Genomic DNA, 13,847 nt, shown 5'->3' on the forward strand with positions numbered 1-13,847 from the left:
GGAGTGAGCCTGCTCGCGATAGCGGTGTGTCATTCAGCAAAAGTGTTGCCTGATACACCGCTATCGCGAGCAGGCTCACTCCTACAAGGGACCGTGGTGAATGGTCGGGTTGGGCTTGCCCGGCAAGCGCTTTTGTTTGAAACTGCGCACCTCGTCCTCGCGGCGACCCTGGATCAGCAGACAGGGCATCACTGAGCTGGCAACCCTGAACCCCATTTTCAGAGGAGCCGGCAACATGCCCGCGACCCGTACCTGGTTAAAAAATCCCCTCGCCATTTTCACTTCCAACGAGCTCGATGCCCGTGGCGGTCTTGTCGTGCAAGACGGTGTCATCGTCGAAGTCCTCGCCGCTGGCCAGCAGCCGTCGGCGCCGTGCAATGCAGTGTTCGATGCCCGCGAGCATGTGATCCTGCCGGGCCTGATCAACACCCACCATCACTTCTATCAAACGCTGACTCGCGCCTGGGCACCGGTGGTCAATCAGCCGTTGTTCCCGTGGTTGAAAACCCTGTACCCGGTGTGGGCGCGCCTGACACCGGAAAAACTCGCACTCGCCACCAAAGTCGCTTTGGCCGAGCTGTTGCTGTCGGGCTGCACCACCGCTGCCGACCACCACTATCTGTTCCCGGACGGCCTGGAAAACGCCATCGACGTGCAAGTCGAAACCGTGCGTGAACTGGGCATGCGCGCCATGCTCACTCGCGGTTCGATGAGCCTCGGCGAGAAGGACGGCGGCCTGCCGCCGCAGCAGACCGTGCAGGAAGGTCAGGTGATTCTCGACGACAGTCAGCGCCTGATTCACGAGTACCACGAGCGTGGCGACGGCGCGCAGATCCAGATCGCACTGGCGCCGTGCTCGCCGTTCTCGGTGACCCCGGAAATCATGTCGGCCAGCGCCGAACTGGCGAACAAGCTCGACGTACGCCTGCACACGCATTTGGCCGAAACCCTCGACGAAGAAGATTTCTGCCTGCAGCGTTTCGGCCTGCGCACCGTTGATTACCTGGACAGCGTCGGCTGGCTCGGTCCGCGCACATGGCTGGCCCACGGCATCCATTTCAACCCGGACGAAATCGCTCGTCTTGGCGAGGCGGGCACCGGTATCTGCCATTGCCCGAGCTCGAACATGCGTCTGGCTTCCGGCATCTGCCCAAGTATCGATCTGACTGACGCGGGCGCGTTGTTTGGTCTGGGCGTCGACGGTTCGGCGTCCAACGATGCGTCGAACATGATTCTCGAAGCGCGTCAGGCGTTGTACATACAGCGTCTGCGTTATGGCGCCGAGAAGATCACTCCGGAACGCGTGCTGGGCTGGGCGACCAAGGGTTCGGCGAGTTTGCTGGGCCGTACCGACATTGGTGAGATTGCTGTGGGCAAGCAGGCGGATCTGGCGTTGTTCAAGCTCGATGAGCTGCGTTTCTCCGGCAGCCATGATCCGATTTCGGCGCTGTTGTTGTGCGGCGCCGATCGTGCGGATCGGGTGATGATTGGTGGTAAGTGGCGTGTGGTGGATGGCCAGGTTGAAGGGCTGGATCTGAAGGGCCTGATCGCCGACCACAGCCAGGCGGCTCGCCAACTGATCGCCGGTACCTGATACACCGCCGTTCAAAACTGTGGGAGCGAGCCTGCTCGCGAAGAGAGAGTGTCAGACAACATGTTTGTTGAATGACACACCGCTTTCGCGAGCAGGCTCGCTCCCACATTGGTTTCTGTCAGCCTCAAAGGCCCAGCAGGGACAACATGATGAACGTCGCGAACAGCACGAAGTGAGTCATGCCTTCGATGGCATTGGTCTCACCGTCATTGAGGTTGATCGCGCTGACGATCAGCGTGATGAAGATCATCACCGTCTGCACCGGCGTCATCGCCATTTGAAACGGCTGGCCGGTGTACAGCGCCATCGCTTCCATCACCGGCACCGTCAGAATCACCGTCGACAGTGACGCGCCCATCGCAATGTTGACCACCGACTGCATGCGGTTGGCCAACGCTGCGCGCAACGCCGTCAAAATCTCCGGCGCCGCAGAAATCGCCGCCACCAGAATCGCCGTGATCACCGGTGGTGCCCCGGTGCCTTCCAGACCCAGATCGAGGGTCTTCGACATCACTTCGGCCAGTGCACCGATCACCACAATGCCAAACACCAGAATGCCGATCGACAGGCCGATGCTCGGCGCTTTCGCCTGCGCGCCCAGCGGTTCTTTCTTGCGGCGTTTGTCTGGGTAGCTGTAGCTGAAAAAATAACTGTGCGGGCCGACCTGCATGCGCAGAAACAGCGCGTAAAGCACCACCATTGCACCGATGGTGAACGCCGAATAAATCTTCCAGTTGGCCTCGGGAATGAACTCCGGCACCACCATCGACACGCCCATGGCGGTGAGGATCATCACACTGTAGCTGCGCGCCGAATCGTCGTTGTACGACTGCTCGCCATGTTTGATCCCGCCCATCAGCGCGGCGAGGCCGAGGATGCCGTTGATGTCGAGCATCACGGCCGAATAGATCGTGTCACGCACCAGCGTGGGCGATGCTTCGTTGCTCATCATGATCGCGAGGATCACCACTTCGACCAGAACAGCCGCGAGGGTGAGGATCATCGTGCCGTAAGGGTCGCCGACCTTTTCGGCGAGCAGTTCTGCGTGATGGGCGACGCGCATCGAGGCGGCGACGATGAACGCGATCAGCGCCAGGCCGGCAGTCAGCGCGACGATCTGGCCGCTGTGCAGCATCCAGTGTTCCAACGGATAGGCGACGCACGCGGCGATGACGGCCAGTAGCAGAAAGCTTTCTTGCTTGAGGATTGTGAACATAACGGGCCTTTTGCCGAAGAGTGCGAATGAGCTACTGACTGCGGGGCGGCGCTAACGTTTCGTTACACCTTAGCGCACCAAGCGTTGGCGTGAACTCGCGGACTTGCACTGCGTTGGTTCTGACGCTGAAAAGATCGCAGCCTTCGGCAGCTCCTACAGGTTGCGCATTCCCATATAGGAGCTGCCGAAGGCTGCGATCTTTTTTGTTTGTTGTCCTGTTGGTCAGCAATTTGCATTGGCCCTGACCACACACAACAAAATGGAGCTCCAATTCATGCAAATACGTCCGCTGCACAAACTGCTGTGCGCCGCCCTCGGTCTGGGGATCAGTCTGAGCGCCAGCGCTGCCGATCCGCTGAAGGTCGGTTTCGTCTACATCGGCCCGATCGGTGACCACGGCTGGACGTATCAGCATGAGCAGGGACGCAAGGCTCTCGCAGAAAAACTCGGTACGCAGATCACCACCAACTACGTCGAGAACGTCGCTGAGGGCGCCGACGCCGAGCGGGTGATTCGCAACATGGCCAAGGACAAGTACGACCTGATCTTCACCACCTCGTTTGGCTACATGAACCCGACGTTGAAAGTCGCCAAGCAATTTCCCAAGGTGACCTTCGAACACGCCACCGGCTACAAACAGGACAAGAACCTCGGCACCTATCTGGCGCGCACTTACGAGGGGCGTTATGTCGGCGGTTTCCTCGCGGCGAAGATGACCAAGACCAAGAAAATCGGTTACGTCGCTTCGTTCCCGATCCCCGAGGTGATCCGCGATATCAACTCGATTCAACTGGCCTTGAACAAGTACAACCCGGGCACCGAGATCAAAGTGGTGTGGGTCAACTCGTGGTTCGATCCGGGCAAGGAAGCCGATGCCGCCAACGCGCTGATCGATCAGGGCGTCGACGTGGTGTTCCAGCACACCGACAGTCCGGCGCCGATTCAAGCCGCCGAACGGCGTGGCGTGTACGCAGTGGGTTACGCCTCGGACATGGCGCACTTCGGGCCGAAAGCAGTACTGACCTCGATCGTCAACGACTGGGCGCCGCACTATATTCAGGCGACGCAAAGCGTGATCGACCACACCTGGAAATCCCAGGATTACTGGGGCGGGTTGAAGGAGGGCACGGTTGAACTGCCAATCAGCGATCTAGTGCCAGCGCCGGTGAAAGCCGAGGCCGAGCAGATCATTGCCGACATCAAGAGCGGCGCATTTCAGCCGTTTACCGGGCCGATCAAGGATCAGGTCGGCGTGGAGAAAATCCCGGCGGGCGTGAGCGCGACGAATGCGGAACTGGCGTCGATGAACTATTACGTTGAAGGCATGAAGGCTGAGATGCCGAAGTAATTTCAGTCATACCACCATCCCTTGTAGGAGTGAGCCTGCTCGCGATAGCGGTGGGTCATTCAGCAAAAGTGTCGCCTGATACACCGCTATCGCGAGCAGGCTCACTCCTACATTTGATCTTCAGCGTATTCAAGGATTGTGTATGGATCAGCTTCCGATCATCGATATCAGCCCGCTCTATTCCGCCGACGAAAACGCCTGGCCCGCCGTGGCCGAGCAAATCGACCACGCCTGCCGCGAATGGGGTTTCTTCTACATCAAGGGTCATCCGATTTCCGCGCAGCGCATCGACGCGATGCTCGATCACACCCAACGTTTTTTCGCCCTGCCCGCAGCGGAAAAACTCAAGATCGACATCACCCAGACGCGCCACCATCGCGGCTACGGCGCCATCGCCACCGAGCAACTCGACCCAAGCAAACCCAGCGATCTGAAAGAAACCTTCGACATGGGTCTGCACCTGCCGGCCAACCATCCTGATGTACTCGCGGAAAAACCGTTGCGCGGGCCGAACCGTCATCCGGCGCAAACCGGATGGGCGGAGTTGATGGAGCAGCACTACCTCGACATGCAGGCCCTCGCGCAAACCTTGTTGCGGGCGATGACCGTCGCGCTGAACATCGAACGCGACTTCTTCGACAGCCGCTTCAACGAACCCGTCAGCGTTCTGCGCATGATCCATTACCCACCGCGCCACACCGCCAGCTCCACCGAGCAGCAAGGCGCCGGCGCGCACACCGATTACGGCTGCATCACCCTGCTCTATCAGGACAGCGCCGGTGGCTTGCAGGTCAAAAATGTGAGGGGTCAATGGATCGACGCGCCGCCGATCGAGGGCACGTTCGTGGTCAACCTCGGCGACATGATGGCGCGCTGGAGCAATGATCGTTATCGCTCAACGCCGCACCGGGTGATCAGCCCGCTCGGGGTCGATCGCTATTCGATGCCGTTCTTCGCCGAGCCGCACCCGGACACGCGCATCGAATGCCTGCCGGGTTGTCAGGACGCACTGCATCCAGCGAAATATCCGACCACCACCTGCGCCGAATTCCTGTTGTCGCGCTTCGCCGATACCTACGCCTATCGCCGCGAGCAAGAAACCGTGTGATGGATCGCTTGGTCAGGTTTTGCCAATTGTTTCGACGCGCATCTGTAGAATGCCGTCATTGCACCTGATGAGAAAAGAATATGTACGACTGGCTCAACGCCTTGCCCAAGGCTGAACTGCACCTGCATCTGGAAGGCTCGCTGGAGCCTGAGTTGCTGTTCGCCCTGGCCGAGCGCAACAAGATCGCCCTGCCGTGGAACGACGTGGAAACCCTGCGCAAGGCTTACGCCTTCAACAATCTGCAGGAATTCCTCGACCTGTATTACCAGGGCGCCGACGTGTTGCGCACCTCGCAGGATTTCTACGACCTGACCTGGGCCTACCTGCTGCGCTGCAAGGCACAGAACGTGATTCACACCGAACCGTTCTTCGACCCGCAGACCCACACCGACCGGGGTATCCCGTTTGAAGTGGTGCTCAACGGCATCGCGGCGGCATTGAAGGATGGCGAGCAACAACTGGGCATCACCAGCGGTTTGATCCTCAGCTTCCTGCGCCACCTGAGCGAAGAAGAAGCGGAGAAAACCCTTGATCAGGCGCTGCCGTTCCGTGACGCGTTTGTCGCGGTCGGTCTGGACAGTTCCGAGATGGGTCACCCGCCGAGCAAGTTCCAGCGGGTATTTGACCGAGCCCGCCACGAAGGCTTCCTGACCGTTGCCCACGCCGGCGAAGAAGGCCCGCCGGAGTACATCTGGGAAGCCATCGACCTGCTGAAAATCCAGCGTATCGACCATGGCGTACGCGCCATCGAAGACGAGCGCCTGATGCAGCGGATCATCGACGAGCAGATCCCGTTGACCGTGTGCCCGCTGTCGAACACCAAGCTTTGCGTGTTCGATCACATGTCGCAGCACAACATTCTCGACATGCTCGAGCGTGGCGTAAAGGTCACGGTGAACTCCGATGACCCGGCGTACTTCGGTGGTTATGTGACCGAGAACTTCTACGCGCTGCATGAGCATTTGGGCATGACCCAGGATCAGGCCAAGCGTTTGGCGCAGAACAGCCTCGATGCGCGTCTGGTAAAACCATAAGCAACACCGAAGTACCCATGTGGGAGCGAGCCTGCTCGCGAAGAGGGAGTGTCAGTTAACATTTTCGTTTAATGACACTCCACTTTCGCGAGCAGGCTCGCTCCCACAATTGGTTCTTTGTTTAGCCCGGGATTTGGCTTTCAGTCAGCTCTTCCAGGGTTTTCCCCCGCGTCTCCATCCCGAACAGCCACACCACCCCCGCCGCTATCGCGAAACACGCCGCCCCCAGCGCGAACACCCCGCCCTGCCCGGTAATCGGGAACACCAGCCCGGTCACCAACGGCCCGAGCAGCGAGCCGACCCGGCCAATTGCCGAGGCAAAGCCCGAGCCTGTCGCCCGTGCCGACGTCGGATACAGCTCCGGCGTGTAGGTGTAAAGCACCGCCCACATGCCGAACAGGAAAAACTGCATCAACAGCCCGGTGCTGATCAGCAGCGCCACGTTGCCGCCAAACACCGCACTCTGCCCGTACAGAAACGCCATCACCCCACCACCGAGCAAGGTGACGATGCACACCGGTTTGCGCCCCCAACGCTCGACCAACCACGCCGCCATGAGAAAGCCGGGAATCCCGCCAAGGGAAATCAGCACCGTGTAATACACCGACTGCGTCACGGCAAAACCCGACTGTTGCAGCAAGGCACTCAGCCACGACGTCAGCCCGTAAAAGCCAAGCAGCGCAAAAAACCACAGACTCCAGATCATCGTCGTGCGCTGGCGATACTGCGGCGACCAGATCTGCTTGAGTGCCGCAAAGAAGTTGCCCGGCGGCGTCACCGTGCGCGGCAAACGAATCGGTTCCGGCAGTGCCGCGCCGCCCAGCGATTTGCGCACCCGCGCCTCGATGCCGTTCAAAACCTTGTCCGCAGCGGCATCGCGCCCTGCCTGCTCCAGCCAGCGCGGTGACTCGGGAATGAAAAAGCGGATCACCAGCACAAACACCGCCGGCACTGCCAACACCAGAAAGATGTCGCGCCAGCCAATCAAAGGCAGCAGAAAGTAAGACAGTACGCCGGCCGCCACGAAACCGAGCGGCCAGAAACCATCCATCAACGCGATGTAACGCCCGCGTCGTTGCGCCGGAATCAGCTCGGACAGCATCGATTGGGCGATGGGGAACTCCATGCCCATGCCAATTCCCAGCAAGATGCGGAACAGCGTCAGCGTCTCGACCGTTTGCGCCGTCGAGCACAGATAACTGGCCACGCCCCACAGCACGATGCTCCACTGAAACACCGGTTTACGCCCGAAGCGATCGGCGAGCATGCCAGACAGCGACGCCCCCAGCACCATGCCGAAAAAACTCGAACTGGCGAGCAATCCCGCTTGCGCACTGCTCAGGCCGAACTCGGCTTTGATCGAGCCGAGCAAGAACGTCATCATCGCCAGATCCATGGAGTCGAAGAAAAACGCCAGGGCAATGATGATGAAAATGATCCGGTGATAACCGCTGATTGGCAGTCGCTCCAAGCGCTCTGCCGCGCTGTAGCCGTGTGTATCCATGGCGCCTCCCCCTCCGAAATATCCCCGGATCGAGTGTGCGCGATAGCGCCCAGGCGTTGGTGCTGGATGCGACCTGTTCGCAGCCGTGAACGACGCCAGAAGTGCTGACGTCGAATGCGATTGCTCTAGAACGCCATTTCCAGCTCGGTTTCCTTGGCGAAGCGGTGCAATTCGCGCTGGCCGGTGGCCGTCAATTGCAAGGCTCTTGAGTCGTTGGGCAATGTCAGCCAACCGGACTGCATGAACAGCTGCAACAACGCTGCGCCGAGTGAGCCACCCATGTGCGGACGGCGCTCGCTCCAGTCCGGACAAGCGCACGCCACTTGTACGTTGCGATGAGCCAGCGCTTGAATGAACACACCGCGCCCAGCCAACAATTTCGCCCCTTTGTGGGTCACCACGACGCGTTGTTCAAGCTGTTCGATCCAACCGGCATCGAGCATCCGCTGATACAGATCCGCCGCCAGCGTACCGCCCAGATGGTCATCGCAAAAACGCGCGCGCAACAATGAGGACGGCGCGGTCTGCGGTTTGGCCATGGGGGTGGTGCGCTTGAATACCTCGGGAATCTCCCTTGGAGCACTGGCGATGGTAGCGCTGGCCAGCGCTTCTATCGCAGCGCCGACCTCCGGTGCCGAGAGACGGAAAAACCGTTTGCGACCACGGACTTCGACCTTCAACAGACCACCCGTGGAAAGCCGCGCCAAGTGCGCGCTGGCCGACGACGTCGACAGCCCTGCCAGTAGCGCAAGCTCCTCGGTTTGCCGGGCCGAGCCATCCATCAACGCCCACATCATCGCGCTGCGCTTGGGGTCGGCCAGCAACGTGGCGATCTGGCTGATGCAAGGTGCATGTTCCATGTGTTCACTCCCTGTTGAATCGTATCGTCTACTGCTCGGAGACATCTTGGCCGGTAATGAGTCATCGGCCAAGACGCGAAAATCGCCATGAACCGGGGCAAGGCAGGCCACTGACGCAGCCTGCTCCGGCACAGAACCCGCAGCAGTTGCGCGACCATCACTCGAATACTGGCGACGCGGTGCGAGGGTCTCCGGGCCGGGGTGTCGGTGCTGGCATGAGGCGGGCGCTAGTATAAGCGGGTTAGCTCCCGCGTCCCGCGCCGGGGCCTGCGCAGGTGGTGATTGTTCCTGACAGAAATTTCTCTATTTACCTGCGACTAATGATCAACTTTCGGAAAAGCGGGAAATTGACTACTCAAATCAGCGCATCGGCTGGCGAGCATTTCCCTCAGTAGGTTCACCGGCTTACTCAATTGAGCGCGATGGGCGCACAACAAATTCAGCGGTGCGCGCTCACACAGCAACTCCGGCAGCAGCACTTTGAGACGCCCGGCCAGCACATCGGCGCCCACGTCCAGCCACGACTTGTAGGCAATTCCGGCGCCAGCCACCGCCCACAGGCGCACAACGTCGGCGTCATCGCTGAAACGGTCGCCACTGACGGTCAGGCCGACTTCACGTTTACCGTCGTGAAAACTCCAATGGTCATGAACCCGGCTGCCGAGCATGTACAACAGGCAGTTGTGCTGAGCCAATTGCTCGAGCTGACGCGGTTCGCCGTGCCGGGCCAGATACGCCGGCGAGGCGCACAGCACACGACGATTGTTCGGGGCGATGGGCAATGCGACCAGGCTTGAGTCTTCCGGCTCGCCATAACGCAAGGCGACGTCCACCGGTTGCCGAAACAGATCGGCGATGCGGTCGCCAAGCAGCAAACGCACGGTCAGCTTCGGGTGCTCGCGCTGGAACTCATCGAGCCACGGCAGCAACAGGTTGCGGCCGAAGTCCGAAGGCGCCGACAACTGCAACACCCCGCTGACCTGATCCTGCCCGCTGGCCAGCAAGCGCCGGCCTTCATCGAGGTTGCTCAACGCCGCGCGGGCGTATTCGAGAAAGCCCTCACCCTCGGCCGTCAGACGCAAACTGCGGGTCGAACGCGCGAGCAACCGCGCGCCGAGTTGTTGTTCGATTCGCTTTAACGCCGCACTGGCCACGGCCGCAGACATGTCCATTACTCGCGCAGCCGCCGACAGACTGCCCAGATCCGCCGCCCGGACAAACAACTGCAAGTCATCGAAACGCAGCATGCTCAGCCTCGATTATCAAAAAAATATTGAAAGAGACTGCTCTTTTAGCCGGTTTTATCTCGCAGAGAAATAGCCAATCATCTCTCCATCACATTCATCCCGCTTCCCTGGAGCCGAGCATGTCCCAGCCATTCACCGCTATCGCCACCCTGGTTGCCAAACCGGGCCAACAGGATCTCCTCGAACAGGGTCTACGCGCCTTGGTTGAACCGAGCCGCGCCGAGGACGGTTGCAGCCAGTACGACTTGCACCGCGACCTCGCCGACCCGCAGGTGTTTTATGTGATCGAACACTGGGCCAGCGAAGCGATTCTCGAGGCGCACAACAACAGCGCGCACTTTCAGCATTTCCAGGCCAGCGCCGGCCACACCATCGAACACTTCCAGCTCAAGCGCCTCGGCGCGATTGCCTGATTCCTTCTGCTATTACCTGTACGGAGCCATTCATGAAAGCCATCGCCTATTACGCTTCCTTGCCGATCAGCGACGCCCAATCCCTGCAAGACATCGAACTGCCAGAACCGGTCGCCGGCCCGCGCGACGTGCTGGTGGAAGTCAAAGCCATCTCGGTCAACCCGGTCGACACCAAAGTTCGGCAGAACGTGGCGCCGGAAAACGGCGCGGCGAAAGTGCTGGGCTGGGACGTCGCCGGTGTGGTCAAGGCTGTTGGTAGCGAAGTGACATTGTTCAAGACCGGCGACAAGGTCTTTTACGCCGGCTCCATCGCCCGTGCCGGCGGTAACAGCGAACTGCACGTGGTGGATGAACGCATCGTCGGCCATATGCCGAAATCCCTCGGTTTTGCCGACGCTGCCGCACTGCCACTGACCGCGATCACCGCGTGGGAATTGTTGTTCGAACGCCTGCAGATCCGCGAAAGCAAAACCAACGAAGATCAGAGCCTGCTGATCGTCGGTGCCGCCGGCGGGGTTGGCTCGATCCTCACGCAATTGGCCAAACAACTGACAGGCCTGAAGGTGATCGGCACCGCTTCCCGCGAGCAGACCCGCGATTGGGTCAAAGAGCTGGGCGCCGATCTGGTCATCGATCACAGCCAGCCGCTGAGCGAAGAGCTCAAGCGCGCCGGGATCGACAGCGTGACTCACGTCGCCAGCCTGACCCAGACCGATCAGCACCTCGATCAATTGGTCGAAGCCTTGGCGCCGCAGGGCAAACTGGCATTGATCGATGATCCGAAGTCGCTGGACGTAAGCAAACTCAAGCGCAAAAGCCTGTCGCTGCACTGGGAGTTCATGTACACCCGCTCGCTGTTCGAAACGCCGGACATGATCGAGCAGCACAAACTGCTCAATCGCGTGGCGGAGCTGATTGATGCCGGAACCTTGAAGACTACGGTGGGCGAGCATTTCGGCACGATCAATGCGGCGAACCTGCGCCGCGCCCATGAGTTGCTGGAAAGTGGCAAAGCCAAGGGGAAAATTGTTTTAGAAGGTTTCTAAGATCAAAAGATCGCAGCCTTCGGCAGCTCCTACAGGGGCTGCCGGAGGTTTTTTGCCGTCAGTCCGATGCTTGACCGTTGTCACAATTGCGATCGTATTCAGGTCTACAATCGAAGCCTCTGCGATACATCTTTTACGCAAGGGAGGTCAGCAATGAAGATCCTGATAAAAGAAGTGGCAAAGTCTCAATGGCAGGTTCGTCTGGACCAACACGCCGTGACATTCCGCAGTGAAGCCGAAGCACTGGCCTTCACCCGCACCCTCGAAGCGCGACTTTGCGCGCCCCATCAGATTCCCGACCGCAGCCAGCAGCGCGCCGCCGGCTGAGGTTATTTATGCCTCGGCCTGAGCTTGCGCCAGTGCCCGGGCATTCTGCAGACGGCGGGTGAGCAGCGCCACGCACACCACCAGCAAACCGCACAGGCTGATGACTATTGCCATCGGCACGGCGGTGCCGTCGTGCAACACCCCCACTAGCGCCGAAGCACCAGCGGCGACACTGAATTGCATGCAGCCGAGCAGTGCCGAAGCACTGCCGGCCCGTGCGCCCTGACCGTTCATCGCGCAGGCAGCGGCATTCGGGCTGATGCAACCCAGGCTCGATACGCAGATGAACAGGGGAATCAGCAGCGGCCACAAGGATTTGGTGTGCATTGCGCTGACCGCGAGCAACGCCAGCCCGGCAGCGAAATACACCCACACTGCCCGCGACAACAGGAACGCCGGGCCGCGCTTGGCCAACATCCGCGCGTTGACCTGCGCCACCAGAATGAACCCCGCCGCGTTGGTGCCGAACAGCCAGCCGAAATGCTCGGCCGGCACGCCATACAGTTTGATGAAGATAAACGGCGAACCGGCGATGTAGGCAAACATCCCGGCGATGGCGATGCCGCCAGTCAGAGCATGGCCGAGGTAAACCCGGTCCTTGAGCAAGCGCCCATACTGACGCAGTGCGCCGGACAACGGCTGGCGTGGCATGTGCGCCGGCATACTTTCCGGCAGACCCAGCGCCACGGCCAAACCGGCCAGCGCGCTGAACCCGGTCAGCACCAGGAAGATCGACTGCCAGCCTGTAGTGTTGACCAGCAGACCGCCGAGCATCGGCGCCAGAATCGGCGCCAGGCCCATCACCAGCATCAATTGCGAGAAGACTTTCGCCGAGCCCACCGCGTCGCATTTGTCGCTGACCACCGCCCGGGAAATCACCATCCCTGCACAGCCTCCAAGTGCCTGGACGAAACGCGCGCCGATCAACCATTCCAGATTTGGCGCATAAGCACAGGCCAGGGATGCCAGGGTGAACAGCGTGAGCCCGACCAGTAATGGAATGCGTCGGCCAAAGCGATCCGCCACCGGGCCATAAGCCAGTTGGCCAATCGACAACCCGGCGAAATACGCCGCCAGCGTCATCTGCACGTGTTTCTCATCGGTGCCGAACGCCAGCGCCATCGAGGGAAAGGCAGGTAAATAGAAGTCGATCGCCAAGGGCCCGAAGGCGGTCAAGGCACCGAGAATCAGAATGGTACGGAAGTTCATCAGGCATCCAGGTTGGCAAGTCGGCAGCCCGACAGTCTAGCCGCGCCCGGACGCCTTGAACATTCCGATAGCTCGCTAACTATAAAACTTCAGACGAGTTTCACTGCGTAGCCTTCTTCGCTGATCGCCTCGATGACCTGATCGCTGGTCAACGCACTCTCAACGCCTACCTCTTTCGCCGCCAGATCGACCCGCACACTGGCCGCCGGATCTTTGGCCTGAACTGCGCTGGTGATGGCTTTGACGCAGTGACCGCAGGACATGCCTTGAACGTTGAACACTTGCATGGAATGACTCCTTTGAGTGAGGTTGCCGGCAGTTTCGAGCTTGCCACGATGGCAAGGTCAAGTTCTTCAATAAACTGCCGGGCTGGCAATCGGCGCCGCGCTCGGCCAAGCTGCGTACATCAATGACTCGATTCAGGAGATTCAGCCATGCGCTGGTCAGCTTTCAGCCTGTTTGGCTTTCTCAGTCTCTTTGCCGCCGTTCCTACAGTGCAAGCCGCTGGTGAGGATTACGGCGTTCTGATCATCTCCCGCGAGCGCCTGGAAGTGGCAACCTCCTGCGAAATCGGTGTGTATATCCAGGATCAGCTTTCGGCGCGCCTGTTTCAGGAACAGAGCACGTCTTTCAACCTGCCACCGGGCACTGTATCGCTGCGTCTGAAACTACTGCCGGGGCAGGTACCGGGTTGCAATCCGGGCTTGCTCGCACCGGGTTCGCAGGAAATAAAACTGCAGGCGGGCGATGTGCAGAAGTACCGGATCGCGATGACACAGGAAGGCGTGTACCTGAAGCGCGCCGATCTCGGCTATTAAGCAAATACAAACCTGTGGGAGCGAGCCTGCTCGCGAATACGGTGTGTCATTCAGCGATGATGTTGACTGACCCACCGCTTTCGCGAGCAGGCTCGCTCCCACAGTTGGTTTTGCGGCGCGTCA

14 protein-coding genes are annotated in these 13,847 nt (G+C 60.1%); 8 read left to right on the plus strand and 6 right to left on the minus strand.

The genetic code is table 11. The features are described 5' to 3' along the window. The first annotated feature begins 235 nt into the window (after window positions 1-235). On the plus strand, window positions 236-1,594 hold the full coding sequence (locus ACI514_RS21910) for an 8-oxoguanine deaminase (protein ID WP_077570872.1): 1,359 nt from the start codon (window positions 236-238) through the stop codon (window positions 1,592-1,594). Between the two features lie 124 nt (window positions 1,595-1,718). Here the strand turns inward: ACI514_RS21910 and ACI514_RS21915 are convergent, their stop codons facing one another. Beyond that, the gene (locus ACI514_RS21915) at window positions 1,719-2,810 is read right to left on the minus strand and encodes a calcium:proton antiporter (protein ID WP_160055562.1); all 1,092 of its coding nucleotides are present in this window, start codon (window positions 2,808-2,810) and stop codon (window positions 1,719-1,721) included. 274 nt (window positions 2,811-3,084) lie between these two features. Here ACI514_RS21915 and ACI514_RS21920 point away from each other — a divergent pair, with 274 nt between their 5' ends. From ACI514_RS21920 to ACI514_RS21930, 3 genes are all read left to right on the plus strand, one after another. Continuing rightward, window positions 3,085-4,158, plus strand: coding sequence for a BMP family ABC transporter substrate-binding protein (locus tag ACI514_RS21920; RefSeq protein ID WP_160055560.1), 1,074 nt, complete (start codon window positions 3,085-3,087; stop codon window positions 4,156-4,158). Window positions 4,159-4,300: 142 nt separating this feature from the next. Further along, window positions 4,301-5,266: a 2-oxoglutarate and iron-dependent oxygenase domain-containing protein gene (locus tag ACI514_RS21925; RefSeq protein ID WP_160055558.1), complete on the plus strand. Its 966-nt coding sequence runs from the start codon at window positions 4,301-4,303 to the stop codon at window positions 5,264-5,266. Between the two features lie 80 nt (window positions 5,267-5,346). Continuing rightward, window positions 5,347-6,300 carry an adenosine deaminase gene (locus ACI514_RS21930; RefSeq protein ID WP_008082147.1) on the plus strand — a complete coding sequence of 318 codons (954 nt, stop codon included), beginning with the start codon at window positions 5,347-5,349 and terminating at the stop codon, window positions 6,298-6,300. Window positions 6,301-6,421: 121 nt separating this feature from the next. Here ACI514_RS21930 and ACI514_RS21935 read toward each other — a convergent pair whose 3' ends face one another. From ACI514_RS21935 to ACI514_RS21945, 3 genes are all read right to left on the minus strand, one after another. Further along, window positions 6,422-7,804: an MFS transporter gene (locus ACI514_RS21935; protein WP_405122370.1), complete on the minus strand. Its 1,383-nt coding sequence runs from the start codon at window positions 7,802-7,804 to the stop codon at window positions 6,422-6,424. Window positions 7,805-7,929: 125 nt separating this feature from the next. Beyond that, window positions 7,930-8,664: a helix-turn-helix transcriptional regulator gene (locus tag ACI514_RS21940; RefSeq protein ID WP_160055554.1), complete on the minus strand. Its 735-nt coding sequence runs from the start codon at window positions 8,662-8,664 to the stop codon at window positions 7,930-7,932. 317 nt (window positions 8,665-8,981) lie between these two features. Next, window positions 8,982-9,911 (minus strand): LysR family transcriptional regulator, encoded by a 930-nt coding sequence (locus ACI514_RS21945; RefSeq protein WP_160055552.1) that lies wholly within the window; start codon window positions 9,909-9,911, stop codon window positions 8,982-8,984. 119 nt (window positions 9,912-10,030) lie between these two features. Between ACI514_RS21945 and ACI514_RS21950 the strand changes: the two genes are divergently transcribed. The 3 genes from ACI514_RS21950 (at window position 10,031) to ACI514_RS21960 (ending at window position 11,697) form a co-directional block, all read left to right on the plus strand. Continuing rightward, entirely contained in the window at window positions 10,031-10,324 is a 294-nt protein-coding gene (locus ACI514_RS21950; protein WP_160055550.1) for a putative quinol monooxygenase, read from the plus strand. A gap of 32 nt (window positions 10,325-10,356) precedes the next feature. Then, window positions 10,357-11,370: a zinc-binding alcohol dehydrogenase family protein gene (locus tag ACI514_RS21955; protein ID WP_160055548.1), complete on the plus strand. Its 1,014-nt coding sequence runs from the start codon at window positions 10,357-10,359 to the stop codon at window positions 11,368-11,370. A 153-nt stretch (window positions 11,371-11,523) separates the two neighbouring features. Beyond that, window positions 11,524-11,697 carry a hypothetical protein gene (locus ACI514_RS21960; RefSeq protein WP_007914687.1) on the plus strand — a complete coding sequence of 58 codons (174 nt, stop codon included), beginning with the start codon at window positions 11,524-11,526 and terminating at the stop codon, window positions 11,695-11,697. A 6-nt stretch (window positions 11,698-11,703) separates the two neighbouring features. On the opposite strand, the gene ACI514_RS21965 is transcribed toward ACI514_RS21960, so the two are convergent. Together ACI514_RS21965 and ACI514_RS21970 are read right to left on the minus strand one after the other, a co-directional pair. Continuing rightward, window positions 11,704-12,906 carry a multidrug effflux MFS transporter gene (locus ACI514_RS21965; RefSeq protein ID WP_405122371.1) on the minus strand — a complete coding sequence of 401 codons (1,203 nt, stop codon included), beginning with the start codon at window positions 12,904-12,906 and terminating at the stop codon, window positions 11,704-11,706. 89 nt (window positions 12,907-12,995) lie between these two features. Continuing rightward, entirely contained in the window at window positions 12,996-13,193 is a 198-nt protein-coding gene (locus ACI514_RS21970) for a cation transporter (protein WP_160055546.1), read from the minus strand. Between the two features lie 147 nt (window positions 13,194-13,340). On the opposite strand from ACI514_RS21970, the gene ACI514_RS21975 reads away from it, so the two are divergent. Beyond that, on the plus strand, window positions 13,341-13,724 hold the full coding sequence (locus ACI514_RS21975; protein ID WP_160055544.1) for a hypothetical protein: 384 nt from the start codon (window positions 13,341-13,343) through the stop codon (window positions 13,722-13,724). The last annotated feature ends 123 nt before the right edge of the window (window positions 13,725-13,847 follow it).

It is taken from the genome of Pseudomonas sp. M20, from assembly GCF_045037865.1.
GTDB lineage: Bacteria > Pseudomonadota > Gammaproteobacteria > Pseudomonadales > Pseudomonadaceae > Aquipseudomonas.

Bases quoted from the DNA above. Each gene is read 5' to 3' on its own strand.
- ACI514_RS21910 (WP_077570872.1), top strand. From the start codon at position 236: ATGCCCGCGACCCGTACCTGGTTAAAAAATCCCCTCGCCATTTTCACT.
- ACI514_RS21915 (WP_160055562.1), bottom strand. From the start codon at position 2,810: ATGTTCACAATCCTCAAGCAAGAAAGCTTTCTGCTACTGGCCGTCATC.
- ACI514_RS21920 (WP_160055560.1), top strand. From the start codon at position 3,085: ATGCAAATACGTCCGCTGCACAAACTGCTGTGCGCCGCCCTCGGTCTG.
- ACI514_RS21925 (WP_160055558.1), top strand. From the start codon at position 4,301: ATGGATCAGCTTCCGATCATCGATATCAGCCCGCTCTATTCCGCCGAC.
- ACI514_RS21930 (WP_008082147.1), top strand. From the start codon at position 5,347: ATGTACGACTGGCTCAACGCCTTGCCCAAGGCTGAACTGCACCTGCAT.
- ACI514_RS21935 (WP_405122370.1), bottom strand. From the start codon at position 7,804: ATGGATACACACGGCTACAGCGCGGCAGAGCGCTTGGAGCGACTGCCA.
- ACI514_RS21940 (WP_160055554.1), bottom strand. From the start codon at position 8,664: ATGGAACATGCACCTTGCATCAGCCAGATCGCCACGTTGCTGGCCGAC.
- ACI514_RS21945 (WP_160055552.1), bottom strand. From the start codon at position 9,911: ATGCTGCGTTTCGATGACTTGCAGTTGTTTGTCCGGGCGGCGGATCTG.
- ACI514_RS21950 (WP_160055550.1), top strand. From the start codon at position 10,031: ATGTCCCAGCCATTCACCGCTATCGCCACCCTGGTTGCCAAACCGGGC.
- ACI514_RS21955 (WP_160055548.1), top strand. From the start codon at position 10,357: ATGAAAGCCATCGCCTATTACGCTTCCTTGCCGATCAGCGACGCCCAA.
- ACI514_RS21960 (WP_007914687.1), top strand. From the start codon at position 11,524: ATGAAGATCCTGATAAAAGAAGTGGCAAAGTCTCAATGGCAGGTTCGT.
- ACI514_RS21965 (WP_405122371.1), bottom strand. From the start codon at position 12,906: ATGAACTTCCGTACCATTCTGATTCTCGGTGCCTTGACCGCCTTCGGG.
- ACI514_RS21970 (WP_160055546.1), bottom strand. From the start codon at position 13,193: ATGCAAGTGTTCAACGTTCAAGGCATGTCCTGCGGTCACTGCGTCAAA.
- ACI514_RS21975 (WP_160055544.1), top strand. From the start codon at position 13,341: ATGCGCTGGTCAGCTTTCAGCCTGTTTGGCTTTCTCAGTCTCTTTGCC.